21 protein-coding genes are annotated in these 25,704 nt (G+C 31.9%); 2 read left to right on the forward strand and 19 right to left on the reverse strand.

The features are described 5' to 3' along the window. Window positions 1-12 precede the first annotated feature (12 nt). From LV89_RS17100 to LV89_RS17190, 19 genes are all read right to left on the reverse strand, one after another. A complete protein-coding gene (locus tag LV89_RS17100; RefSeq protein WP_109744141.1) occupies window positions 13-744 on the reverse strand; it encodes a tyrosine-protein phosphatase in 732 nt (243 codons plus the stop codon). Window positions 745-976: 232 nt separating this feature from the next. After that, window positions 977-2,047, reverse strand: a complete 1,071-nt coding sequence (gene gmd, locus LV89_RS17105; protein ID WP_109744142.1) for a GDP-mannose 4,6-dehydratase — start codon at window positions 2,045-2,047, stop codon at window positions 977-979. Between the two features lie 33 nt (window positions 2,048-2,080). Continuing rightward, window positions 2,081-2,833 (reverse strand): WecB/TagA/CpsF family glycosyltransferase, encoded by a 753-nt coding sequence (locus tag LV89_RS17110; protein ID WP_109744143.1) that lies wholly within the window; start codon window positions 2,831-2,833, stop codon window positions 2,081-2,083. After that, a complete protein-coding gene (locus LV89_RS17115) occupies window positions 2,830-3,984 on the reverse strand; it encodes a glycosyltransferase family 4 protein (protein WP_109744144.1) in 1,155 nt (384 codons plus the stop codon). The genes LV89_RS17110 and LV89_RS17115 overlap by 4 nt, the downstream gene beginning before the upstream one ends. Then, window positions 3,981-4,949: a nucleotide-diphospho-sugar transferase gene (locus LV89_RS17120; protein ID WP_146199192.1), complete on the reverse strand. Its 969-nt coding sequence runs from the start codon at window positions 4,947-4,949 to the stop codon at window positions 3,981-3,983. Before LV89_RS17120 ends, LV89_RS17115 begins: the two co-directional genes overlap by 4 nt. 461 nt (window positions 4,950-5,410) lie before the next feature. Then, entirely contained in the window at window positions 5,411-6,238 is an 828-nt protein-coding gene (locus tag LV89_RS17125) for a glycosyltransferase family 2 protein (protein WP_109744146.1), read from the reverse strand. Further along, the gene (locus LV89_RS17130) at window positions 6,235-6,939 is read right to left on the reverse strand and encodes an acyltransferase (protein ID WP_109744147.1); all 705 of its coding nucleotides are present in this window, start codon (window positions 6,937-6,939) and stop codon (window positions 6,235-6,237) included. The genes LV89_RS17125 and LV89_RS17130 overlap by 4 nt, the downstream gene beginning before the upstream one ends. 224 nt (window positions 6,940-7,163) lie before the next feature. Beyond that, window positions 7,164-8,210, reverse strand: coding sequence for an acyltransferase family protein (locus LV89_RS17135; protein WP_109744148.1), 1,047 nt, complete (start codon window positions 8,208-8,210; stop codon window positions 7,164-7,166). Continuing rightward, a complete protein-coding gene (locus tag LV89_RS17140) occupies window positions 8,185-9,069 on the reverse strand; it encodes an O-antigen ligase family protein (protein ID WP_158279616.1) in 885 nt (294 codons plus the stop codon). Before LV89_RS17140 ends, LV89_RS17135 begins: the two co-directional genes overlap by 26 nt. 416 nt (window positions 9,070-9,485) lie before the next feature. Next, a complete protein-coding gene (locus LV89_RS17145; protein WP_109744150.1) occupies window positions 9,486-10,460 on the reverse strand; it encodes a hypothetical protein in 975 nt (324 codons plus the stop codon). Next, on the reverse strand, window positions 10,457-11,299 hold the full coding sequence (locus tag LV89_RS17150) for a hypothetical protein (protein ID WP_211321225.1): 843 nt from the start codon (window positions 11,297-11,299) through the stop codon (window positions 10,457-10,459). Before LV89_RS17150 ends, LV89_RS17145 begins: the two co-directional genes overlap by 4 nt. Then, entirely contained in the window at window positions 11,296-12,240 is a 945-nt protein-coding gene (locus LV89_RS17155) for an acyltransferase family protein (RefSeq protein ID WP_109744152.1), read from the reverse strand. Before LV89_RS17155 ends, LV89_RS17150 begins: the two co-directional genes overlap by 4 nt. Next, a complete protein-coding gene (locus tag LV89_RS25920) occupies window positions 12,237-12,761 on the reverse strand; it encodes an acyltransferase (protein WP_109744153.1) in 525 nt (174 codons plus the stop codon). The genes LV89_RS17155 and LV89_RS25920 overlap by 4 nt, the downstream gene beginning before the upstream one ends. Before the next feature lie 33 nt (window positions 12,762-12,794). After that, the gene (locus LV89_RS17165; RefSeq protein WP_109744154.1) at window positions 12,795-14,333 is read right to left on the reverse strand and encodes an MATE family efflux transporter; all 1,539 of its coding nucleotides are present in this window, start codon (window positions 14,331-14,333) and stop codon (window positions 12,795-12,797) included. Between the two features lie 34 nt (window positions 14,334-14,367). Beyond that, window positions 14,368-16,665 carry a GumC family protein gene (locus tag LV89_RS17170; protein WP_109744155.1) on the reverse strand — a complete coding sequence of 766 codons (2,298 nt, stop codon included), beginning with the start codon at window positions 16,663-16,665 and terminating at the stop codon, window positions 14,368-14,370. Window positions 16,666-16,859: 194 nt separating this feature from the next. Next, window positions 16,860-17,681 (reverse strand): polysaccharide biosynthesis/export family protein, encoded by an 822-nt coding sequence (locus tag LV89_RS17175; RefSeq protein WP_109744156.1) that lies wholly within the window; start codon window positions 17,679-17,681, stop codon window positions 16,860-16,862. Between the two features lie 307 nt (window positions 17,682-17,988). Continuing rightward, the gene (locus tag LV89_RS17180) at window positions 17,989-19,656 is read right to left on the reverse strand and encodes a capsule assembly Wzi family protein (RefSeq protein WP_109744157.1); all 1,668 of its coding nucleotides are present in this window, start codon (window positions 19,654-19,656) and stop codon (window positions 17,989-17,991) included. Window positions 19,657-20,081: 425 nt separating this feature from the next. Next, on the reverse strand, window positions 20,082-21,209 hold the full coding sequence (locus LV89_RS17185) for an FAD-dependent monooxygenase (RefSeq protein ID WP_109744158.1): 1,128 nt from the start codon (window positions 21,207-21,209) through the stop codon (window positions 20,082-20,084). Window positions 21,210-21,345: 136 nt separating this feature from the next. Next, the gene (locus LV89_RS17190) at window positions 21,346-22,359 is read right to left on the reverse strand and encodes a replication initiation protein (RefSeq protein ID WP_109744159.1); all 1,014 of its coding nucleotides are present in this window, start codon (window positions 22,357-22,359) and stop codon (window positions 21,346-21,348) included. A 982-nt stretch (window positions 22,360-23,341) separates the two neighbouring features. On the opposite strand from LV89_RS17190, the gene LV89_RS17195 reads away from it, so the two are divergent. Together LV89_RS17195 and LV89_RS17200 are read left to right on the forward strand one after the other, a co-directional pair. Continuing rightward, the gene (locus LV89_RS17195) at window positions 23,342-24,283 is read left to right on the forward strand and encodes a ParA family protein (protein WP_109744160.1); all 942 of its coding nucleotides are present in this window, start codon (window positions 23,342-23,344) and stop codon (window positions 24,281-24,283) included. A gap of 22 nt (window positions 24,284-24,305) precedes the next feature. After that, window positions 24,306-25,184 carry a ParB N-terminal domain-containing protein gene (locus LV89_RS17200; RefSeq protein ID WP_109744161.1) on the forward strand — a complete coding sequence of 293 codons (879 nt, stop codon included), beginning with the start codon at window positions 24,306-24,308 and terminating at the stop codon, window positions 25,182-25,184. The last annotated feature ends 520 nt before the right edge of the window (window positions 25,185-25,704 follow it).

A 25,704-nucleotide genomic window follows, 5' to 3' on the forward strand; every position in this document is an offset into this window, starting at 1 on the left:
ATTAATATTGTGTTATAAGGTATTGTTGAGGTTTTTTGTTTTTTCTACGAGTTTCTGCATATTGGCTGGAAAATTTTGTATGGCTGATAAATGTCTATTATGGTGTAGGTCTGTACCGATAAATTCAACCATGTTATTAGCAAACAATTGCATGGCTAATTTATTGACAACCTTGCCATAATAGTTAGTCAGTGACAATACATTTACTTGGAATGCACAACCCATATCTTTAATGTTATCCAATTTATTCAATTTATTGACAAAATAAGGGTATCGTTCAGGATGAGCCAAAATGGGTTTATATCCTTTCGAAATTAAATTAAAAAGCACTTGATGGAGTTCCCGATAAGGTTCAATAAAGGACATTTCGATGAGAATATGATTATCTCCGAAGGTAAGCAAATCGTCATTTTTTATAAGATGCTCAAAGTTTTCGTCTAAAAAATATTCTGCTCCCAACTGTAAGTCAATATCTATATTTTCAAGCACCAATCTTTCCTTTAAGGTATTATATTTTTCAATCAAATCCTTTGATGTGTTTGGGTAAAAATCTGTCATTACGTGAGGCGTTGTGATAATTTTTTTAAAGCCCAAATTATTAAGAGCTTTTAAAAATTGAAGACTCGTTTCCATATCTGGCGAGCCATCGTCAACACCTGGAATTAAATGCGAATGAACATCGGTATGGATGTTTGAAAATAGAGGATTATTTTTATCTCTTTTCTTCTGAAAAAATGAAAACATGGTCTTAGAGTTTATATTAAAATTTACAAATATTGAAAAATTATCTAATAACGATTAGGAATATACGACAATGCTATTTTGTAAAATCTGGACTCCTGCTTGCTACACTGTTTAATAAGTTATTTCAACTTCCCGAAACAATTCCATTGTGGGTTAAACTTTCGGGAAGTTCCCCCAATCAAAGATTTTAGGATAAAAATTATTTAGAAAACTTATTAAACAGTGTATTTACTTAAAAATTGTGTTTGAATAATTTTACATCTGCCCAAATCATTTCATCTACTAATTGATTTAAGTTGTATTGTAATTCCCAACCGAGTTGGGTTTTGGCTTTTTGTGGATTGCCTATCAATAAATCAACTTCGGTGGGTCTGAAATATTTGCTATCAACTTCCACTACTATTTTTCCAGCAGGAATTTGATAATCACTATTCTTACATTCAACGATTATTCCTTTTTCGTGTAGTCCTTCCCCGATAAATTCAATTGTAATATCAAGCACTTGAAATGCCATTCTGATAAATTCACGTACTTTGGTGGTAATACCTGATGCAATAACAAAATCTTCAGGTTTATCTTGTTGAAGAATTAACCACATTGCTTTTACATAATCTTTGGCGTGTCCCCAATCTCTTTGGGCATCTAAGTTGCCCAAAAACAATTTGTCTTGTTGTCCTAAGGCAATTTTAGCAACTGCCCTTGTTATTTTTCTTGTCACAAATGTTTCGCCTCTTAATGGGGACTCATGGTTAAACAATATTCCATTGGCGGCAAACATATTATAAGCTTCACGGTAATTTACGGTTATCCAAAACCCATACATTTTAGCAACAGCATAAGGCGAACGGGGATAAAATGGCGTAGTCTCTGACTGTGGCACTTCTTGTACAAGCCCATAAAGTTCGGAGGTAGATGCTTGGTAAATTTTTGTTTTATGGACTAAACCCAATAACCGTACCGCCTCTAAAATACGCAAAGCCCCAATGCCATCAACCTGAGCGGTATATTCTGGTTCATCAAATGACACTTTAACGTGAGACATCGCCCCTAAGTTATAAATTTCATCGGGCTGAACTTCTTGGATGATTCTAATGATGTTGGTAGAATCTGAAAGGTCGCCATAATGTAAAACAAATTTGACATTATCAGCGTGTAAATCTTCATATAAATGGTCGATACGAGCAGTATTTATCAACGAACTTCGTCGTTTTATACCATGTACTTCATAACCTTTCGATAATAAAAATTCACTTAGATACGCTCCATCTTGTCCAGTAACGCCAGTAATAAGGGCTTTTTTCATAATTAAAATAGATTTTGGGGTGATATTACACTGCTAACCTTTCCTCTTCTTAAATATTATTTTTTTTGCTAATAAATATATGTACCACGAATTGGTAACTAAATATCTTTTAAATAACCGTTTAGGGTCTTGAATAAGACGGTACAGCCATTCAAAACCATTTCTTTGCATCCATAAGGGAGCTCTTTTTTCTACACCTACCAACATGGGAAATGCCCCACCAACACCAAGCATGGTTGCCGAAATTTTGCCTTTCATTTTGTGCATCCAAAGTTCTTGTTTGGGGCAACCTAAGGCAACAAAAACGATATTTGCCCCCGAATCATTCATTGTCTTTATATCATTCTGTTCTTCGTCGTTGGTCAAAACCCGAAATGGTGGAGATATTGCCCCTGCAATGATTAAATCAGGATATTTTTTTGTACAGAAAACGACTACCAAATCTAATACTTCCTGAGTAGCCCCATAAAAAAAAACCTTTAATTGATGCTTACTCGCTTCTGCTAATAATGAAGGTAACAAATCTGGACCTGCCACTCTATCTTGTTCAATCTTATAAAGCCATTGCAAACCCTTAACCAAAGGCTTGCCGTCGGGCGTGACAATATCTGCTGCATTGACAACTTTGGCAAAATTCTTATCTTTATAAGCTTCAATACACATGTGGACATTTGCGATACAAATATATGATGAGTTACGAAGCTTGGAAAGGTCGATAATTTTGCGAATAAAATCCTGATATTTCCCAAGAGAAATATTGATACTAATGAGAAATTGAGTGTTCATTGTTTGGCTCTATTTTCAATAGCTTTTTGATAAATTTCGATTAATTGTTTGTAATTTCTTTCTTCGGTAAAATTTTCTAAAAAATAAGAATACCCCGCTTGTCCGAGTTTATTAAAGTTATTATGTACCGTCATCAAATTGACAGCATTTTTAAGACTATTACTGTTTCCGACCTCGAAAAGCAAGCCTGTATTGCCATCTTTTACAATGGAGGGCAAACCGCCAATGTTGGAAACAATGACTGACTTTTGATTTCGATAAGCTTCTAAAATAGACATTGGAAAATTTTCATAACAATTTGATGGTATTATTAAGGCAATGGCGTTTCTGATAAGTTCTTCTTTTTCTTGCCCACTCACATAGCCTACAAACTGGATATTTTTACTTTTTTCTGTAAGTTTTTTTAATGGGTTTAAATAATCGTCTGAACCTGAACCTGCAATTACCAAAGGGAAATTACTGCCGATAAATGCCTCAATTAGTGTTTTTATCCCTTTTTCGTGAGAAAGCCTTCCGACGTATAAAAAATATTCAGATTTGTTCTCTTTGTGTAATTGTGTGGTGCTTAAAAAATTACTTTTCACCGAAATAGTTGATTCATTAAAACCATTTTGAATAAATTTATTTCGGGAGAATGTATTTAAAGCAATAAACTGATTTACGTATTGATTAACCACCGAACGTCCTCCTTTTGACAAATAAGCCATTCCGAGAGACTTTACATAACTTGTTTGATAACACTTTTTTAAAACACAAGGTGAGAAATTACCATTACTACATTTTTCACAAATATTGCCTTGGTTATCCAAAAACAGCCCCGCAGGGCATAAAAATCGAAAATTGTGTAGCGTCTGAACTATCGGGATTTTGTGTTTTGCTAATACCTCAAAGATTTTATTCCCGATGATGTGATAAATATTATGAATATGAGCTACGTCTATTTTTTCTGTGAGTAGAATTTTATCTAATTGTTCATAAAACTCTTTTCTACATTTAATGATATTTCTAATATTTTCATTATTGGCAGTTAATTTAATAACGTGGTGAGATTTCTTTCTGAGCATTTCACATTCGTTATCAAATACTGAATCTTCTCCACCTTTATAGATGTATTGATTATGAATTTGTAATATCGTTTTTAGAGCTTTCATTTAAGAAAAACAAGGTGATTTTCTTTTACATAACTGATAAAAATGGTAAATTCTTTTAGTGGTTTTTTTAATAAAACATGAAAAATTTTGCCAATAGAAATATCAAAAAACGATTTTAACCCATTTTCTTCTAATTCTTCAGACACCACAATTTGAGTTGGGTGTTTTAACGGAAACTCCATTTTTTCTAATTTAAGAGTAGAAAACGGATGAACGCCATCTGTGGTATGTGAAGCATATTTATGATTTAAACCAAGATTGATAATCATATTTTTGTGCGGTACTATCGACAAACCAAATTCTACTAAGCACGAAGATACCCATCGCCCATCCCAAGATTTTGGAAGAAAGAATTTATGTTTTTGAAAATTTCTTTGGTATAAATATCTTAAAATTGGTTGGCGAATAATGCTTTCTATACTCTTGTTAGACTTATATTCTTCATATTTTTGCATATCGAAATCAAAATTGAGCCATGCTCTTTTCCAAGTAGCCCAACCCCAACAATGATATAAACACCTTGAAAAAGTGTAGCTAAAATCTGGTTGAGCAATGTTTTTATAAGGACAAAGTGCGTTTACTTGCATAATTGTTTTTTCATCCTTGTATCTTTCGAGCATTTCTTCCATAAAATGCCAAAACGACTTATTCGGAAGGGTATCATCTTCTAAAATAATACATCGCTCTTCTTTTGCGAATACCCAACTTATGGCTCTTGTAACGTTTAAGGCTGAACCCAAATTTTCAGACTGAAATAAATATTGAACATCACACACCCAGTCGATATTGGTGATAATCCCTTTTACCTCTTCGCATAACTCCTTTTCTCCTAATACGGTTTCTCTGTGTCCATCAGCAGCAATGTATAATTTTGAGGGTTTCATTTCTCTGATTGCTTCAAAAACTCGTAGAGTAGTGTCTGGTCTTTTAAAGACTACAAAAAGTATTGGGATGTTATAACTCATATCTATTAAATTTTAAGTATTCGTTAAGAATTAGGCGTTTCGTCGCTGCGATTATGTTTGACTATTTTGCAATATCCTGATTAATAGGAAGTGCCAATACTAATGCCCAACAACTAAATCCTAACCCCTACTTATTCGCTCAAAAATTGTGATTAGTATTGAGTTTATTAGAACTTTTGCTTTCGGTATAAATCAGTTGATGCAAGTGTGGTTATCCAATATTTGTTTACTGATTTTTTGCCAATAATATCAGATTCACAATGATTAAGATTTCTATACAAAACAGAAATGTTCATGAATTGATTGCCGTGCTATCAATTCATAATTCTTGAAAACTACTTTTGGAGAGTTTATAATGCATATATTGTAAAAATAAACAATTTAAGCATTCAGCTATTGTTTTTTGCAATAAAATGTTTGAAAAATTTATTTTATGAGCTTTGTAGATGTTGTTTCATCATTTAACTAACCCAAAGTTTAGGAAATATGACACGGGTATGTATGGTAATATAATGCTTAATTGCCCGAAATAAACCATAATGACGGCTTTCAAATATAAAAAAATGTGGCGGGTAACAATCACATGATGATAAATACAAAAACTTTATTCTTTTCCGAATTGATATTGCTGGTGAACACCATTTCGGAAAAGATTCGTGTAACTCGCAAGTTCCCAAAATGTCTTGGGTGATATAGGCATTTATTCCTGATTTAATAGCCCGCATTCCATAGTCGAAATCACCCATAGCGTGATGAAAAATTGGGTCTAAATTCCCTAATTTTTTATAGACAAACGATGGCACTAATACTACATTGCCATTAAAATGATGACACTTTTGAGTTTTACCATTTGGAATAATTAGCTCTCCTGCTTCATTTCTGCCTCCGTATGAAACTTTCCCTGTCGATGCAGACTTTACCGTTCCTACAATAATTGACTCATTATCAGTTAATTCACTGGTTTTGATGATGGCAGACAAAGCGTCTTTAAACAGAAATGTATCATCATTCAACCACAAATAATAATCATATTTTTGGGTTGCTGTTGCCGTTTCCCAAGCTTTATACATTCCCCGATTCCAAAATAATTTTCCATTGCCTTGCACAATATTTACGAGTGGGAAAAATGTTTTAACCATATCTGCCGTTCCATCGGTACAGCCATCATCAGTCAGATATACATCAATCTGATAGCCTTTGGGCAATTGCTGTACATAGAGATATGACAAACATTTTTTGGTAATATTTTTCCTGTTAAAACAAGTAATAAGTACGGCTAAAGTCTTCATGCGTTTGGTTTTATGCGTTGTCGTTCCCAAGTTACCCCCGACCGTAATATTCCCGCTGGATTTCCTCCAATGACACAGCCTTCTTCCAGAAAACTTTTAATTACAAGACTTCGAGTACCTACAATATTGTTATTTCCTATTTTAACGCCCTTCAAAATGGAGCAATGTGACGCCACCCAAACGTGATTGCCAATAATTACGGATTTGGCATAGTTGGTGCGTTGATTGGTGCTTGCGTCAAGAATTGAATGAGAATCTCCCGTTCTTACGTCAATGTCATAGGCAAACATACAATCTTCGCCAATAATTATTTCAGAATTATCTTCTGTGGCTGCTAAATGGACATTTTCAAAAGTAGTTTTATCGCCCACGACTATTGAACAATTATTATCTTCAATCCAAATTTCGCCTCCCCGTACAAAAGACACTCTATCGCCAATCACAATTTTATTATGGCTTCCAGAAATGAATATTTTAACATTTTTAAATTCAGAACACTCCCCTACTATCAACTCATTGTTATGCCCAATAATTTCTAAAACACAATTATGAAAATTACTTAAAAATGAAATCTGACTTTTATTATTTTTCCCGATGATATTCTTCTTTAAGGTTGATACCACCTGCTTTTTCCTGACGAACCAAAAGAGTTGAAATAGCTTTTTGTTACTTTTTATGAAATTTTTGAGCTTCGTCTTCATAGGAAATCAGGTTGTTGAATTGGTATTAACTAATATAATGATTCACAAAATAGCACCTCTTGTTGTTTGAAATCGGAAGTCTATAAGTACATTTTAGTTTAAAAATATATTTTTAATGTATTGATTATTAGTTGTTTGTAAAATTTTTGGCTCAACTTCCCGAAAGTTTAACCCCTAACGGAGTTATTTCGGGAAGTTCCAATTCCAATAAGTTATGTCATACTTTATATGAGTTTATATTTACCTGTTAGTATTGGAACATAATGGTTAATTATATAAATACACGGTATGATTAATATCAAACAAACAGCTCCTTTTAAAACGGGCAAAAACGTATATAAAATTGATGATGTTTCTAAATTCAAATAAGAAAATACCTTTGTGGCAAATGAAATAGCATTGAGATGAATGGGATAAAAAATTAACGAGTTCTTACTGAGATATTCAAATACCTGAAAGTTGCCCTTGTCAGTTATGCCAAATATGAGATTTGAAAAGCCAATAATCCCAAAAATTGCTCCAAAATAACTAATTGCATAATTGCCGTACTCATTGATAAACATTAAAAACTCCGAATTGTAATGAGCCGCCAAAATGACCCCAACAAATCCTATTAGACTTATTCCTAATTGAAATCCTAACTTTTGGTGATGGAAATACTCTATAATTGGTCTTGAATAATAGCCAAGAGCCATAAAAGCCGTTGCCATCAACGAAATATCAATGGTAAATGGTAATCTAACCCTAATGATTTGATGCAAAATGTATGATACCAAAACCAAGAAAACAGAAATTGCCAAATAAATAATTTTCGTGCCATTGAAAATACCTTTACTAACTATACGCATAATAAACCAAAATAGTAACTCTGAAATAAACATACACGGAAAGAACCAAAACAAATTGGTGATTCCGATATATTCTGGAGATTCTAAACACAGAATAATATTTCTGAAAGCATAATAAAAATTGATTTGATAAACGTGTTCAAGGTTCATTATCAGAAATAACTTTTGGACAGAAAAAGCGGTCAATAAATTGATAAATTCAAACCCCAAATAGGGAACGATTAATCTGTTAAATTTCTTTTTGAAAAAAATCGTAAAATCTTCGTCTTGTTCTTTAAGGCTATGCAAATAACCAGATATTACAAAAAACATCGGCATGTGAAACACCAATATATAAGTTGGCAATACACCCAGATGATGTAAAAATACCAAGAGCATGGTTGCCCCCCGAAGTGCCTCAATATAGTCTAATTTTCTTTTCATTTTTTCGACGTTGTAACCAAAGTAGATAATGAGATAATTTATCCAGATTGTTTGCCAAATTTAATATCACAAAAAAACCAAAGAAGTAGAACCACGATTCAGAAATTGACATGATTAAGGTGGTAAATAGAACAAAAGAAAAAAAACGGTTTAAACTGTTATGATTATGTTCGGGACTAAATATTTTTTTTGTCCCTGTCAAAAACATCATTACATAAATACAAAGCCCTAAAACTCCTCCCGAAAACAATAATTGAATCAGTCCATTGTCAATAATCATTGCCCCATAGCCCATGCCGATAATCGGACTTTCATTAAAACCGTTAATGCCTATTTGCCAAATATTCGTTCTGCCAGTCATGGTAATGTCTTTTTCAAGAATATCCACGATAAGGAAATAGAAATAATTTTGAATGTTAAAAAATGTAAGTCCAATAATTAAAAAAACAGCAAATATGATTAGATAAGCATACTTTATCGTTTTTTCAATGGGTGTTCCGTAAAAGATAAAAATGTAAGCCAAAATTAAAACGATGCCTACTAATGAGGTCGCCGACCAAATTTTTATGGCAGTTAATAAGACCACCGCATACAATATCATGGAATAATAATTATACTTATTTTTATGTAAAACCGAATACAGAAAGCTTACACACAATGCTGGAAAAAGGTACGAAGCCGTCAAATTATCACTTGAAATAAACGAAATCGCTTTTTCTTCTATTAAACTCTCCTCAGATTTAAAACCATGCAGGTAGTACATCAACAAGAGATTTACCGATAAAATGACGAAATAATTAAAAAATAAAGCCTCAATGAGTAAGCGAAATTTTCTGTTTGCATAAATTTCAACGAGCATCGTAAAAACGATTACAGAAATAGAAAAAATTGAAAAATTCTCAATTTTTGAGTTATTTATCAGGGTAGAAATCAGTAATAAAAAAAAGAAAAAAAGTTGCAAAGATAAAAAGACTGATAGTTTATGAAAAGTACCTAAGTATTTGATAAAGATTAATATAGCAAAAAAAAATCGAATAAAATTTATCGTTGAATTTATCAGGTGCATATTATAAATATCAAAACCAGATGGTTTTAAAAAACTAAAAATTGCCAATATTAGAAAAAAATAGGAGTTAAAAAACTTCATCTGCTATTGCGTTTTATGAACTTGTTTAAACTTTTCTGTTAATCAGTTTTAAGAGGTAAAAATGTTATGCTGTCATTGCTAATCAAATCTATTTTATTTTAAAATTCAGCTAATACCTTCCAAATAAATTACCAATAACAGGCATCTTCAACAGAATCGGCATTGGGCGGTTTATATTCCGATGAAGGTTTAACCCAATGTTCATTCATAAGATTGAGGTAAAAGTTTGGGTCTAATCCCCATTTAATGGCATAATTTGGGTCTTCCCATCTTTTGCCCATAATACCAAATAATAATTGTAAAGCACCGCCCAAATGCACCGCCTTTTTACCTGTACTTTTTATATAAGCTGCTAAGGCAAAACCATACGCTCCACAGCCAATTAAGCAAACATCATAGTCCTGTTTATCAATCTCCGATTTCATCCAGTTTAAAGCCTCGAACCAATCTTTAAATTTTGTGCCACCACCAAGACTTTGCACCGCACAAATTGTTTTAAGCTCGAAATCAGGAAGTACATCTTGATTTTTAAATAATACTCTCCTTTTTTCATACTGATACTCAATTAAACTCGCAAAAGGATGAATTACCAACACTTTTTTGTTTTTTAGTACACTTGTCCAAGGTTGAGTAGCGATGTACGGTTCAAGACTGATTAAGCTTATTTTTTTTACGTTATGCAAAAGATTTTCGACGAATCTTTCTTCGGGAACCCAACTTCCTAAAATATCAAGTTGAGAAATGTCCAATTTCATCTGTTCACAAAATAGTGTAAGATTATCAATTGTTGGCGGATAAAAACCACTCCAATTTTGCATTTGAAGCATTATATTCTCATTCCACCACCAATCATAAATATCTCCTTTGATGTATCCAATTATATCTTTATTCGCTTTTCGGATACTTAAATAATTGAGAAATTGATTTAATTCAGTACCTCCAAATCGTGAAATCATACATGGAGCATCACTTTGCAAAGTGTTCATAATCATTTGTGCAGCCTCATCATGACCATCAATTATTCGGTGATGAGTCACTTTGCCAAACAAGCTTGAATAGGCTCTTCGCAAAAATTTAAGTCCAAGAATAAAAACAACATTCATTCAATTTCACGTTTTAGTTTTCTTAACTCGATTAGATTTCTGAAAATTTTAGGTATTTTTTTTAGCCGATATTCCACCCTTTTTTTAAGAGCTTTCTGCGGAGCATTTTTTAAAAAACCTCTGACATTGTAGTCCATCGTTATTTTATGTTTTTCAAAGAGAGGAACAACATCTTCAAACCATTTGCCTTGTACAATACCCGTAAAAATGTACGGGATAATTTCAAAGTGATTTAGTTTTACATAATTCTCATTCACCACATAATAATCATGACGCTGAATGGCTGAACGCATCGACCCAAATTCTTCAAATTCCCAAGCATCTTCATATTCTCTAATTAAATTTAATAACTCGCTTTTTCGCCAAAGTGCCGCCTGACACGAAACTCGATAACGTTGATGATAACGAACTTTGTCGAGATGCTCAAAATTTGAGGCTCCGTCTGCCATTACCGCTTGGTCAGTTAAATGAATACACGCCATTTCGGGGTTGGTTTGCATCAATTCAACAAAACCCTCTACAATTTCATTTTTGACAGGAGCTTTCAAAAAATAGTCTTCTTGGAGATAAAGAATTATCTCAGAATCTATGGCTTGTAAAGCCCATTTTAAACATTCACTCCAAGTATTTCTTTTACCTGATACATTTGTTTTATTGTGGTTGCTTACTTTTAAAGCCTTAATATTCAGTTCCTTAAAAGAATAGTCTTTAAATTCAGTATTTAAAAAAATATCTGCTTTACAATTTTCCCAATATTTTGAAAAGAGCTGGAAAAATGGCTCCCAACAGTCTTCATAATTATCACAGGTATTTACCAAAATTGCGTAAGTTCTCATCATAATTTATTGATATAGTTTAAAAATCGAAGAGACACTAAGTTTAATATTTTTGCACAGATAATTGAAATGAAAGTAAAAATGATAAAGTTTTTATTAAAAGAACTGAGCTTAAAAAAATCAATAATCCAAGGATGTACTAAATAAACTTCATAGCTTAATACCCCTAAAATGGTTATCGTTTTTATTAAATATTGATTTTTGAAAGGATAATAATTCAATAAAAATATATTCAGTATAACAAGGGTAATATTGATGGTTATACAATAAAAAATTTCTCTAATAATCATAAATTTCACATGATTGATACCCAAGAATGCAATCAACATTATTATTCCATATAGCAATAGAATCCAATATTTATCCTTTAGTTTTTCAGCAATGTCTTTTCTGAATAAAGCATAAAAACAACCCATCGGAAATGCCATGATTGCATTTACGTATGGACTTGGGAGTTTCACTACAAACCAAGCCAAGTACACATAACCTATGGTAAAGCCAAAAATCCACAGACTTTTCTCAATTTTTGTCTTTCCTAAGTTGAATGAAGCCAGAAAAAACAAATAAAATAGTAGAATCACTTGCACAAACCAATTATCAAAAGTTCGATATAAAAGGGTGTTTATCGAGAAATTTAAAGTGAATATTCCGCATAAAATTGTATAAAGGAATCCATTTACAATCAGCAAAGGCATGAGAACTCTTAAAAAACGCTGTTTTATGAATGACCAATTTGATGTACTTTTCAGTAAAGTTGATTCCATCAGACCGTATCCAGAAAGGAAAAAAAAGATAGAAACCGCAATACAACCCGGAAATAAAATAATACTAAAAGCCTGACCCAAAGGAAAACTCTGGTCGTAATGACAAACCATGATTTGTAATATTGAAACGAACTTCAATAATGATGATAAATTGAGGTCTATTTGTCCTTCATTTTTCATTTTCTGAAATTTATTTTTTTGACAACTTTACAAGGATTTCCCGCCGCAAATACCCCCGATGGTATATCTTTAGTCACTACACTTCCTGCACCAACAACTGTATTATCGCCAATATTTACCCCCGGCAAAATGGTTACGTTAGACGTAATCCATACATTGTTGCCAATACGAACTGGAGAGGCAACCACCGTTGAAAAATCGTCAAATGAATGTGATGAGGTAATAATCATATTCCTAAATGAAAACGAACAGTTGTTGCCAATATAAACGGGTGCATAAGCTAAAATATAAGTATCATTCAAACCAACGTTTTCGCCCATAAAAACATTGGGCGACGAACAATAAAACGAACTACTAAAGGTGGTAGAAATAGGAAAATTAAAAATTTGACAAAATATATTTTTGACCATTTTGTTATTCCTAATTATTGGAATTCGATTTACAAAAAGTAATAATCTTTGCAGGAAAGAGTTTTGAGGGCGTTTTGTCCCTCCTATTTCATATATAATATCTTCTTTCATGATTCAGTTATTTATGAAAATAAATCCTAACCCCTACTTATGGATGTACTTGATTTTTGCCTTGAACATATTAAAAATGGAAAAAAATATTTTCTTTTCATTTTCATCAAAATATAGGATTGCAAAGGATATTAAAGTCATTGATGTTGATAAAAAACACGCTCCTAATTTTAGGTATGATTCTGAAAAACAATTACTTATGGTATATCCTGCCAAAAAACTAACACCGCAAATAAGTAATGACGGAAATAGTATTTTTGAAACGAAATCCTGAAAAACTAATCCGCAAAATTTTATGCAGTAATATATTTTTACGCCAGAGACTATCAAAACCATAAATATTATGATTACCCAATAATACCAATATGGCGAAAACCCCAAATGAAATAAAACATATAAGGTTGGCATTGTTAATAAATCAAAAAAGGCAGTTATAAGATTTAGTTCTTTTATTGAGCCTATTGCAGACAGTGATGTACTAAATAGACTTGTCAATTGTTCAATGAGCGTTCTAATTAATTGGTATTGAAAAAAAATAATTGACCATTCTGGAATTACGTTTAGCCAAAGTTTTAAAATGGTCGGAGCTTCAATGATTGACGGTATTGCAAAAAAAGAGAAAATGTAAAACGATAATTTACTTCCTGAAAATGAGTATTTTATCATACTTTCTCGATTGCTTTCTCCTTCTTTTTTAATAATAATCGGACTTACTGCTTTAATTAAGTTATTGGAAAAAGCCATTAATTGTCCGTTTAGTTGTGCTGCCACACCTAATGCCGCATTTACTGTTGTTCCGAAAAAATGATTCATCACAATGCCATTGCCGTAATTGCCCAAAAGACCAGAAGTTACGCCTAAAAAATTCCAGCCTGCGAAATTGGTCATCTCCTTCATTAACGAAAAATCCCAATTTTGAGCCACTGAAATGGAACATTCTGCATATTTTTTATGGCAATATATTCTCATTACAATCATGATTATTAATGGAACACAAGACATCATCATTCCATAAATAATGAGTTTATCACCTGTATAATTTACAACAACTATTGCCACTATAAGCTTTAATACTGATTCAATTATGCCAATAATGGAATAATAAAGCATATTTTCGTGGGCATTTAAAATGGCATCATACGGAACTGCCATAATGGTAAAAACGGTACTCACGATAAGACTTCCATATACCACTTTTGCAGCGAAAATTCGTTCGGTTGTAATATTTAATACGCCATTGAAGAATATATAACCTGTTAATAATAAGGCGATTCCAACTATAATGGCAATCCCAAAATGCAAAACCAGACTTATGTTAAAAACTTTCTTCTTTTTTTCTTGATTGCCTTCGCCTTCACTAAAAGACATAAAACGTTGTGTTGCTCCAGCCATTGCCGTATTCAGAAATCCCAACATAGCAATGGCACCCCCTACAATATTAAAAATCCCGAAATCCGTCGTGCCAAGAGAATTAAGAATCAACCTTGTAGTATATAAGGAAATAAACATCGTTACTCCCATTTTTGCATATAAAAAAGCTGTATTTTTAATTACCCTATTAGCTGTACTCATTTGTTTGGGATTCAATGGTAAAAAACGCCTTTAATCAATAATAGCCATAACCGTATCCATAGCGATATTCCTGACTATTTTTGTAATTCACGCCATTGAAAATAACGTTCACTGATTTGAATTTATCAAAAAACTTAATGTCCGTTAATATTGCTAAATTTTGTTTTGGGGTTACTTCATGCCGAACTAAATAAAAACAGGCATCTACATAAGCTCCTAATATTAAAGAATCTGTTACTAAACCTACTGGAGGTGAGTCTATAAGCACATAGTCATACGTTTCTTTTAATTTATTGATAAGCTCTTCAATTCGTCCATTAGACAATAATTCGGCTGGATTTGGCGGTATAGGGCCACTTGCTAAAAGATACAAGTTTTCAATTTTGGTTGACTGTATAATATCATTTTCATTAAGTTGCCCAACCAAATAATTGGATATTCCTCTATCTCTGGACATTCCTAAGTAGGCTGATATTTTTGGTTTGCGTAAATCTAATTCTAATAATGCTACTTTTTTGCCGAGCGTAGCAATACTTGCTGCCAAGTTGATACTAACAAAACTTTTGCCTTCTCCACTTGTAGAAGAGGTGAAAATAAAAACTTTACTTTTTCCTTGATTTGTGGAAGCTCCCACATATTGTAAGTTTGTCCTTAAAATTCTAAATTGTTCCGCTAAAAAACTCCTACTTTTTAAGTCAATTACTGCATCTTGTATGCCTTTGGGTTTTAGTCCAATTTCTCCAAAAATTGATAAATTTGTGGCTTTTTCTATGTCTTTTCTTGACTGAACTTTATCATTTAATATATCAATAATATTAATTAAAAATATTGGAATAGATAAACCACTCAATAAGGCAATAATAAGCACTAATCTCTTATTGGGTTTAATTGGACCGGGCGACGAATAGGGAGAATCAATAACTCTACTGTCGGTAACGGTTGAGGCATACGACAGGGCAGTTTCTTCTCTTTTTTGCAACAACAATAAATACAAACTTTCTTTAATGCCTTGTTGGCGTTTAATGCTGACAAACTCTCTTTCTTTTTTAGGAATAGCACGTATTGATGACTCAAATCGGTTATTCAAATTTTGGAAACTTAATTTTGTAACTCCTAATCCCTTTTTCTGATTGGCTACGTTGTCGAGAATATCCTGTTTTAAAATCTTAACTTGTGCTTTAATTGTTTGTAAAAAAGGGTTTTGAGGTTGTGTTGTTCTCGATGTTTTTTCTTGTTCTAATTCCAAGGTGTTGAGTTTTTCTAACAGACCAATCAATACTGGGTCTGAAACCATAAGATTAGATGGTGCAACTCCTCTTTGGCTATTTTGTAAATACTGTTCAACACCTTCTAATACTTTTAGTTTTACATCAACTTCATTGAGTTGCGTGTCATTCTCTTTTACTTTTTCTAAAAATAGATTTGCTTCTTCGCTCAAATCTGTAATGCCTTTTTGTGTTTTGTACGTTTCTACTTCGCCTTCTACGTCTTTCAATTCTTTACTTATTAAATGAAGTCTATCTTCAATAAAACGTAATGTATTGGTTGACTCAAGGTTTTTGTCCTCCAAGGCATTGTAAGAATATGCTTCTAAAAGTTTTCCCAAAATAGCTTTCCCCTTATCTGGTACTTCACTTTCCATACTGAGTTGTACCACCGTGCTTTTGGGGTTTAGTAAATCAACGTGCAAATTTTTAGATAAGGCTTCTACATAAGTTTCTTTTTTGGCAAATTTAATCTTGATGGTTTGTCCTATGGCTTTATGATTATTTTTTAGAAATACCCTAATTTTCCCATAAGGGCAATTGATAGATGATGAGTAATTGAATTTTCCTAAAGAGTTTTTTTCTTCATCTAACAACTCCATTTTTTTGCTGTCGAGCGTTATAATATATAATTCGTGGTTATAGGCTTGTTCGTTTAACAAGCTATAATTGATAATAATAGGCGATTTATTGAATAATTCGTTATCCTTAAAATTTCCTTCAGAATAATACGAAACCGTCAGATTGAGGTCATCAACTACTTTTTCAAAAAGTGTTCTTGATTTTAGCACCTCCATTTCATTCTCTACAATTTTATTTGAACCAGAAATGTCCAACTCTTTCAACATTTCACTTGCACCGCCCATTCCTCCTTTTTTATCATCCTTAATTAAAAGAACAGAAGTAACTTTATAGATGGTTGTAGAATATTGTAAGTATAAAAATGCCCCTGCAAAAGCGATTGCTAAGGCTATGACAAACCAATACCAATATCTGAGGTATTTTAATAAAACTATTTTTAAATCAAAACCATCTTCAGATTCTTGAAAGAAATCAATGTTGTTCATTATTTTGCAGTAAGGGGACTAAAATTTGATTCGTTTAATGATTTGGTATTTCGATTATCTCAATAGACTTCCTGCGAAAGAGTTTTATGTCTTAGAAATATTTTCACAGGAAGTCTAATTTAACATCTTAGGGAAATGTGTTAAAGATTTCGTACAAATCTTTAAAAAGATGAGGACTTACATTTGAAACAGCTTTATTTTTTAAAAAAGGTTAATAGTAGTATTAAGGTTGTCGTTATTCCTGAAATAATAGGAATAAGTTGAATTGCACGGTCATTATGAGTAGCCTTTGCACTTGATGGCTCTACATATATCAAATCACCCGTTTGAATATAATAGTATGGAGAGTTAAAAATTTCACGAGATAGTAAATTTAGGTGTGTCATTTCTCGTTGTCCATTTTTTTCTCTTATCACTACCACTCTTTGCTTTTGCCCATAGATTGTAATGTCTCCTGCCATGCTTAGTGCTTCAGGCAAGGTTGTATTATCGTCTAATAAATTATAGACTGCGGGTTTGTTGACTTCTCCCAAAACTGAAAATTTATGATTTAGAAATCTTACATTTACACTTGGCTCTTTTAAATATTTGTTTATTTCTGTCCGAATAATATCAGCAGCTTGTTCAAGGGTTAAATCTATTATTTTAATCTTGCCAACAAAGGCTAATTCTACAAAGCCTTTTTCATCAACGATGACTCCCAGAGGTTGCTCCTTTTGACCGCTCGTTAAACCCGGAAAGCTGGTCATGGTAAGCCCATTTATATTGGGAAAATTTAAAATATCGTTTGATTCTTTGTTTAGGCTACTTACGGTGATAGCTAAAATGTCTCCATTCCTAATTTTGCTAATTGTTGGAGCTAAATATGGGAGTTGTACTACATTGGTGGTGTCTCCTTGAAAATAGGTAATCTGTTTTGTGCTAACACATGAAGTTAGCAATGGAGACGATAATATAAATATATAGACATACTTAAATAGATATGCTGAAAGTATAGAGGAATCTTTGTTATACATATAAATTATTTTTATGAATTTTTTAGATATTCATAGGTAGGCATAATTATTCTAAATATTGCGGTTGACGAAAGAAACAGCACTTTCAGTTATTGATAATTAACAAAGCTTTTCGGTTACGATTTGTTAACTAAATAAAATATAAAAAACGTTTTGAATGATTGAAAGAATTATAAATTGAAATTAACATTAAATGTTAATATTTTCTTTTTTATTTTTCGATTTTTCAAAAATTATCTATTATTAGATAATTAGAATATGGATGATAAATGTCGAATTTACAATATTTTTACTAAAATAGTGTTTTTTAGAATCCATAGTTCAAAGAGCATGAAAAAATATTATTGTTACTTATCGTATTTTCTGAAGGATTGGTGATTGAAGGGGTTTCCAATGAAATATTTTTCATTTCGGCACTAAAAAATAAATCATGTATTATCTCATATTTTGTATTGAACTTATATTCTTTTATAAGTTTAACAATGCCACCGTCTAAAAATGGAGTTCCGTTTTCGTTCTGTTGTTCTAAACCTGTACCCATTTTTCCTTTTCTCACAAATTGGCTTTGCAGGTTAATTTCCCAACCTCTTTTTATTCGGTAAGAAATTTTATTGTTCCATTGGTCTGCGTTTCCGCCAATCCAATGCCCCAAATTATAATTATTGCTTTGATAAGATTGAGCCGAAACATAATTGCTATAAGTGAAGGGTCTAACTTTGGTATATTCTGTTAAAATCGACAAATTTTTGAGGGGAAAATTATTAATCGACAAACCAATAGTATATGCCGTTTGGTTTCTCACTCTATTGCCAGATAATAGCGTTCCGCTAAGGCTAAATTCATCTATAAACCAAGCAAAGTAAAAGTGGGTATTTTTTATTAAAAGATTACGAGAACTTAATTGTAAAAAAAACTGAGAATTACTGATTGAATTTGTCTGGGTGGTACCACCCAAGTAATGGTCTATGGCTCTGTAAAATAAAATAGGTACAAAATAAACAAATTTTAATTCGTCACTATAAATGGCAGATTCTCCTAATGCCAAAGATAACTTTTTCGATGCCGTAAATATGAGGGAGTGATTTACAAAGAATTTTTGACGAAATGAAATTTGTGGTGGTGTACCCACACCTGTATAAAATATTTTGGTAGAATCTATAAGATTTGAATTGAGCCAACCATGTACATAATTAAACCGTAGCCATTTTGTGGGTCTAATATCTAACCGAATTAAGGGGAATGTTGGTGCTTTGTTTGATAGTACAATTTTACCGCCATCTCCATATCCCCAAGTTAATTCATCTTTTCCAGCCGAAAATACGCCCCATTTCCAGTTATACGAGAGCATACCGTTAAACTCATTATAAGCAATAACATTATTATTTGTGCCTACCGCTATAATTCCTTTTAAAGGACTAAAATCTCTATTTTTATCTACTTGCAAGCCTGATTCGGTATTGTCTCTAAAATCAAAACTAAAGCCGAAATTTTTACCGATATAACCATGAATTCTCGCTCCATTCCAGTAATGACTCGTGATGTTTTGGTTTAAAGAAGAAAAAGAATATCCTGCTATTGGTTGAGCATTAATCGTGAAATTTTTATTCTGAAAAGCCATAAAACGGAATCTGTCATTTTCACCTTTTTTTAGAATATAACTTCGTTCAGAAATAACCATATTGCTATCCAGAAGCATTCTTTCAAGTTTATATTCTTTTAAATAGAAGACTAACTCGTTACGTTCCAACTTGGTTAGTTTTGAGCTTTCATTGACTAATTCTTCAAGTTTTTGAACAATGTATGTGCGTGGAAGGGGATTTATAATATCATCATATTCAATAATACCTCTTTGGGCAATTCTTGATAAAAATGAATAAACGCCATGATATGTAGGTTCATATACTACTTGTGAGCTTGCCACTAAGCTGTTGAGTAATAATACGATAACGCAGAATTGAAAATATTTAAAATTCATAGATTAGTCAAGAGGATTTGTACATAAAAATAGCAATAAATTTGGATTTTTGAATGAAACCATAGTATATTTTTATTTTAAGGTTGCTTCAAATCTAAAAAACAATGATTTATGTACTTTATACTCTGTCATATATACGTTCTGTTAGCTAAAGGGCAAGATGAACGGTTTTATTATCTATTTTTGTATTGGTTTACGCTATTAGGTGTGTTTTAGGCTTTTTATAACTTTTACTTGGAACTTGTTTAAACTTTCTGTTTTGAGATACAAATTAGTGTATTTATAAAAATTTTGGTTTGAAGGATTCTAAAAGACTTGATTTTATCCGAGTTCACCTTATTGAGGTATCTTTTCAGAAAAATTGAAATTGGTCGCCGAAAGTGAGGTTGGTACTTATAAAGCTCTTGAAAAATTTAGCAGTAAGCTTAATTTAATTCAAAAATCATATCCATTTGCCTTTTATTGGCTGATTTTGGCATCATTTTCATGATGTTGTTTCGTAACCAAATACCATAATGATTTTCAATATGGGCTAATTTGCCAATTTGCCAACTACTTTTTACAATGGCTTGAGCTTTCTTTTTTCTTAATTTTTCATACTCTTCGAATGCTTTTTCTATTGAAAATCCTTGACTAAGTAATTTTCCTAAAACAAAAGCGTCTTCAATTGCTTGACAAGCTCCCTGACCGAGATTGGGTGTTGTGGCGTGTGCGGCATCTCCTATTAAACAAACATTTTTATTTTGCCATTTTTCAATTGGTTCGAGGTCTAAAATATCACTCAGTATGATTTTTTCTTTCAATGTTGCGTTTATAATAGATTTTACGATTTCATGAAATTCATCAAATAGGTCTGTTAAATCGATATTATCTGATAATATATGATTAGCGTTTGCTAAGGCATACCAATACACTTTTGTTGGACTAATTTTTACAAATCCAAAGCGTTTTCCTTTGCCCCAAGCTTCGTTGAGTTCGTTATGGTAGTTGAGGGGTAAATCAATTTCGCATATACCTCTCCAACATATTTGTTTTGCGTTGCGTAGATTGCTTTTAGCAAAAAGTTGATTCCTAACAATCGACTTAATCCCATCTGCTCCTATCAAATGTTTGCTTTCTATAATCGAATTGTCTTCAAAAGTCAATTTGAAATTTTCGCCTTTTTCAATGTTGGCAAGTCTTTTTGATAGATTTATATTTCCGTACCCAATGGTATCAGCGAGAATTTTTTGAAGCTCTCCCCTATGTATTGCAATATTGGTAACACCATATTTTTGCTCATAACTGCTCAGGTCAACTACTGAAAGTGGATTTAATTGTTCATCGGTAATTTTCATGGCAGATATTCTGTTACCTAAACTTTCAATTGGAGTTTGTAAGCCTAAAACTTTGAATACTTGCATGGCATTGTTTGCCAAGATAATTCCTGCTCCCACAGGTTTTATTTCTGAGGAACTCTCATAAAGATTTACTTCTATTCCATTTTTTTTGAGAAATAATGCGGTAGTAAGTCCGCCAATACCTGCTCCAACTATGTTAACAGTTTCGGTCATATCCTGTGGTAATTTGAACTTAATCTAAATTTGTTTGTATTGGTGTAATAAAGCTTTTCTATAAAACACTTTCGCAGGAAGTCTAATTTTTTTTGGCAAAAATATCAAATCATAATATTCTGACCATTGACTTACATCAATTTTGTTTCTTTTTTACTAAATCTAAGCACGCTAAAATATATGCCGTTCGGTTTTTTACTTTTTCGTGCAAGCCATTTGAAAATTCTATATGTAAGGTAATAAATTTGGATAAATATTCTTCGTTTTGGAGGATTATATTTCTGTGATTTTCTCTAAAATTATATTCTTTCACGATTATTTCTTCAACTTTCGAATATACCAATCTTGGATTGAGTTCGACTGCCTCATTAAATTCTTGTTTCTCAATTCTGCTTAGATTTACCGCTGTGATAACGTTAAAACGTATATGTGTAATGTTTCTTTGTTTTTTACCTTCATTTTCATATTCAAAAACAATGGGATTGAGAGCATTGGCACATTCTCTTTGGGCTATATCCAAAATCCTCACTTTAAAACCTTTTAAATGTTGATATTTATTGGGGTCTATTTGTAACAGTTTTTTTAATTCAACAATGCTGTACACGAATGAATACCTATGTTGCCCTATATGAGCAGCTAAAAGTTTATAAAGTATTACAGAATAAGAGGATTTTAACCCCTGAATCGTTTTAAATTCATATTTGGTATAAGCCTTGCCAAGTTCAGCTAAATAAGGCGAAAGTTTTGGATTAGAGCGAAATACAAGCAGACCAGATTTATCAATGTTGTATTCTATACTTGTAAAAACTGGAAGGTGGATAAACTCTAATTGACTTTTAGATAAGTCAGATAAGGTAATAACCTTTTGAGCCATTGATTGTGTGACTGCCATTACTTGTCTGGTTTCAACGTATTCGTTGATAACAGAAATGGGAATTTTTACTTCAATGCCATAACTTGGTTCTATGTCACCATGATTGATTTGATTAACAAAAAACTCGAAAAGACGTTGCTCGACTCTGCTGAAATCTGCATTGGCAAAAACCAGTTTGTTGGGTAGATAATTATCTTTTCTATTTGGTGTAAATTCATGCTCAGAATATTGTTCTTTTACTAAGTTTACCTCAGTTCGCTTTATCTCCGATTTCATTTTAAAATATTGTTTTCTCTAAACTCTCGATTAGTATATAAATGTAGTGATTTTTTTTTGCAAAAACGTTCCGTTAAGCATACAAAAACGTTCCGTTAAGCCCTCAAAATTTTGCAAAAACGTTCCGTTAGGCATACAAAAACGTTCCGTTAAGACTTGCAACTATCTGAAAAACAATGAGTTGCAAGCCTCCTAAATCAATCAAATTTTAATGAAAAAATCTATAAATCAAGAACTCAATTAATAAAAATAATAGTATTTTGTCTCGATTTTGCTAAAATTGGGCTTATCCTTATTTTTTTATCTTTAAATGAATTATGATAAATGTATAAGATGGTTTTTTTGTAAAAACGTTCCGTTATTATTATAACTAATTGAATTATAAATAATTACCTTTTATAATTTCTGCAAAAACGTTCCGTTATCAAACATTTTAGGTAGTTGAGATAACTATTTAAGAGAAATTTGAGGGTAAATTTTCTTAATTTGTTTTCTCACTTTCTGCAAAAACGTTCCGTTAATTACATAATTAATTGATTTACAGGTATTTATATAAAAAGTATAATAAGTATTTTTTGAAGTTTTGCTGGAAAAACGTTCCGTTAATTGTTGAATCTTGAAAAATTTAGAACAAAAATCTATAAAAACGTTCCGATAAGACTTTAAAAGAGCTTTTTTTATGCAAAAACGTTCCGATAATATATTTGTTGAAGACGTTTTTGGGTAATTTCCTTTTTAAAGTGTGTCAATATTAGTGTTTTTACCTTAAAATGGCTGTATTTTTTCGGAAAAACGTTTCGATACGACAGCCAACCTATTGAATAAAAAATACCGTATTTTTTTGCAAAAACGTTCCGTTACTATTGTTTGAATGCCTTAAAATATAGTTTTTTGATATTTTTATGTCTATTATTTGATAATTTTGATATGAATTTATCAAAAAAAAGTGATATATTTGTGTATATAAAATTCAAATAATTATATGCAAATTCACAATATTCGTAAATTTTTTAAAATGAAACCTGCTCTTAATGTTTCAGGAATTGAAAAAGAAGCAGACATAAAAGGGCAGGCTTTGCATAAAGCACTTCAGTCAAATTCTGAATTATCAGAAAAGAATTTGGCAAAGTTGGCTCCAGTATTAATTAATTACGGATATAATAGTCTGCCGAGTAAAGCCAAAGTTATTTCTATTGTCAATAATAAAGGCGGTGTTGGCAAAACCACAACCACTGCAATTTTAGGTGAAGCTTTTGCACGTTTAGGGTTGAGAGTATTATTGATTGATTTAGATTCACAGGGTAATTTAAGTCATATTTTTGGTATAGATGCAGAAGTTGGGCAAGTGGCAGATACCATGATTGATATTAAGAAAACGCTCGCAATTCAGCCCATTAATGATTATTTGAGCATTGTTCCATCAAATTTAAAACTTCAAGAAGTTGAATCCTTATTGTTGACTGCGGCTTCTAACCAAAACCGTTTAAGAGCAGCTCTTTCAGCTTCAACAATTGGTCAAGATTATGATTTTATTTTGATTGACTGTCCTCCGTCTTTAGGATTATTAACCATGAATGCTTTAAATGCGAGTAATTCTTGTTTAATAACTGTTCATCCAGAAGCCACTGCTGTTGTAGGTTTAAACAGTATTTTCAATGTTATTGAAGATGTTAAACTTTATGGGGGAAACAATTTAGCTGTTGAAGGAATTCTTTTTACAATGGTTGAAAAAAATTCTGTACATGATTCTTACAAAGAATTTGTACGAGAAGAATATTCGAGTTTCCGCATTTTTGAATCTGAAATAAAGAAAAGTGTAGATGTTTCTAAAGCCCAAGCCTTAGCTGAACAATTTTATGTTTATAAAGGGAAATCTCAGGTAGGTATTGCTTATGAGGACGTAGCGAAAGAGATTCTTTCATAAATCATTATTAAACAAATTAAAAATGGCTAAATTAAATTTAAGGGATAGCATTAAAGCAAAAGCTCAATCTACCATTTCAAATGGGTTGGTTAATAATGAAAATATCAAGAAGAAAATCATTATTGTTGATGAATTGAAAGAGTTGATAAAGCCTTTACAATCAGATGAATATGAGCAACTTAAAGCAAATATTATTCAAAATGGATGCCAAGATACCATAAAAATTTGGCAAACTTTTGAAAACGTAGCTTATCCCAATAGTGAATCAATGGAAGAAGTATTCGTTCTTGTGGATGGGCATAATCGTTGGAAAATTTGTACTGAAAATCAAATACCTTACAATATTTCCCTTTTGCATTTTGATACTTTGGAAGATGTTAAATCTTACATGATTGACTTACAATTGGGGCGTCGAAATGTATCTCCATTAGAAGTCTCCTATTATAGAGGACTTCAATATAATCGTTTCAAATGGATTGGATTGCAACAAAATAACGAAGAAGAATCTAAGAAAACGGCCGTTGCAATTGGCGAACAATACAATGTAGATGAAAGAACAATTAGACGTGATGGGCAATTTGCTGAAGGTTTAGAGATGCTTACCAAAGAGTTGAAGACAGATGTTTTAGGCGGAAAAGTGAAAGTTTCAAAGAAAGACTTACAAAAGTTAGCTAAAATTCAAAGTAGTGCTTCTGCAACTGAACCTGTAAAAAAAATAGAGACTATTGATGAAATTAACGATTTAATTAGCCCAATGTCGGTACAAGAAGTTGATAACAATATAAATTTAGTGGCTATTTCTGCAAGAAATACACTTAATGAGTTTCTTCAATCTCCTTCATTAGAAAATTATAATGAATTGGAAAAAACGTTAGTAGAATTAAAAAACCTTATCTTATAATAGCAATATTCTCTATTTTAGATTTGAAGATTTTTTACATGGCTCTTCTCAAAGGTGGACATTGTGTCCACCTTTGCTTTTTCATTTTTTTAAACAAATCTTCTCAAAGGTGGACACAATGTCCACCTTTATTTTTCCCTTTTTTTCAGAACTATGTACTATTTGGCGGATTTAAGGTTAAGCTTCTCCGAAGCCCCTACGCTTAAATTATTTTGGTTCTACAAAGGTTAAATTTCTCCGAAATTATGTCAAATTATACTTTGAACAGTCGCATGGAGGTTTAATCTTAAATCTTCCGCCAAATAGTACATAGTTCCCATTTTTTAATACGAATTTTCTTAAAGGTGGACACAATGTCCACCTTTATTTTTCCTTTTTTTCAGAACTATGTACTATTTGGCGGATTTAAGGTTAGGCTTCTCCGAAGCCCCTACGCTTAAATTATTTTGGTTCTACAAAGGTTAAATTTCTCCGAAATTATGTCAAATTATACTTCAAACAGTCGCATGGAGGTTTAACC

Origin of the sequence: Arcicella aurantiaca, from assembly GCF_003148625.1 — a bacterium.
GTDB classification, from domain to species: domain Bacteria; phylum Bacteroidota; class Bacteroidia; order Cytophagales; family Spirosomataceae; genus Arcicella; species Arcicella aurantiaca.

Coding starts and splice junctions, on each gene's coding strand:
- LV89_RS17100 (WP_109744141.1), bottom strand. CDS start 744: ATGTTTTCATTTTTTCAGAAGAAAAGAGATAAAAATAATCCTCTATTT.
- gmd (WP_109744142.1), bottom strand. CDS start 2,047: ATGAAAAAAGCCCTTATTACTGGCGTTACTGGACAAGATGGAGCGTAT.
- LV89_RS17110 (WP_109744143.1), bottom strand. CDS start 2,833: ATGAACACTCAATTTCTCATTAGTATCAATATTTCTCTTGGGAAATAT.
- LV89_RS17115 (WP_109744144.1), bottom strand. CDS start 3,984: ATGAAAGCTCTAAAAACGATATTACAAATTCATAATCAATACATCTAT.
- LV89_RS17120 (WP_146199192.1), bottom strand. CDS start 4,949: ATGAGTTATAACATCCCAATACTTTTTGTAGTCTTTAAAAGACCAGAC.
- LV89_RS17125 (WP_109744146.1), bottom strand. CDS start 6,238: ATGAAGACTTTAGCCGTACTTATTACTTGTTTTAACAGGAAAAATATT.
- LV89_RS17130 (WP_109744147.1), bottom strand. CDS start 6,939: ATGAAGACGAAGCTCAAAAATTTCATAAAAAGTAACAAAAAGCTATTT.
- LV89_RS17135 (WP_109744148.1), bottom strand. CDS start 8,210: ATGAAAAGAAAATTAGACTATATTGAGGCACTTCGGGGGGCAACCATG.
- LV89_RS17140 (WP_158279616.1), bottom strand. CDS start 9,069: ATGCTCGTTGAAATTTATGCAAACAGAAAATTTCGCTTACTCATTGAG.
- LV89_RS17145 (WP_109744150.1), bottom strand. CDS start 10,460: ATGAATGTTGTTTTTATTCTTGGACTTAAATTTTTGCGAAGAGCCTAT.
- LV89_RS17150 (WP_211321225.1), bottom strand. CDS start 11,299: ATGATGAGAACTTACGCAATTTTGGTAAATACCTGTGATAATTATGAA.
- LV89_RS17155 (WP_109744152.1), bottom strand. CDS start 12,240: ATGAAAAATGAAGGACAAATAGACCTCAATTTATCATCATTATTGAAG.
- LV89_RS25920 (WP_109744153.1), bottom strand. CDS start 12,761: ATGAAAGAAGATATTATATATGAAATAGGAGGGACAAAACGCCCTCAA.
- LV89_RS17165 (WP_109744154.1), bottom strand. CDS start 14,333: ATGAGTACAGCTAATAGGGTAATTAAAAATACAGCTTTTTTATATGCA.
- LV89_RS17170 (WP_109744155.1), bottom strand. CDS start 16,665: ATGAACAACATTGATTTCTTTCAAGAATCTGAAGATGGTTTTGATTTA.
- LV89_RS17175 (WP_109744156.1), bottom strand. CDS start 17,681: ATGTATAACAAAGATTCCTCTATACTTTCAGCATATCTATTTAAGTAT.
- LV89_RS17180 (WP_109744157.1), bottom strand. CDS start 19,656: ATGAATTTTAAATATTTTCAATTCTGCGTTATCGTATTATTACTCAAC.
- LV89_RS17185 (WP_109744158.1), bottom strand. CDS start 21,209: ATGACCGAAACTGTTAACATAGTTGGAGCAGGTATTGGCGGACTTACT.
- LV89_RS17190 (WP_109744159.1), bottom strand. CDS start 22,359: ATGAAATCGGAGATAAAGCGAACTGAGGTAAACTTAGTAAAAGAACAA.
- LV89_RS17195 (WP_109744160.1), top strand. CDS start 23,342: ATGCAAATTCACAATATTCGTAAATTTTTTAAAATGAAACCTGCTCTT.
- LV89_RS17200 (WP_109744161.1), top strand. CDS start 24,306: ATGGCTAAATTAAATTTAAGGGATAGCATTAAAGCAAAAGCTCAATCT.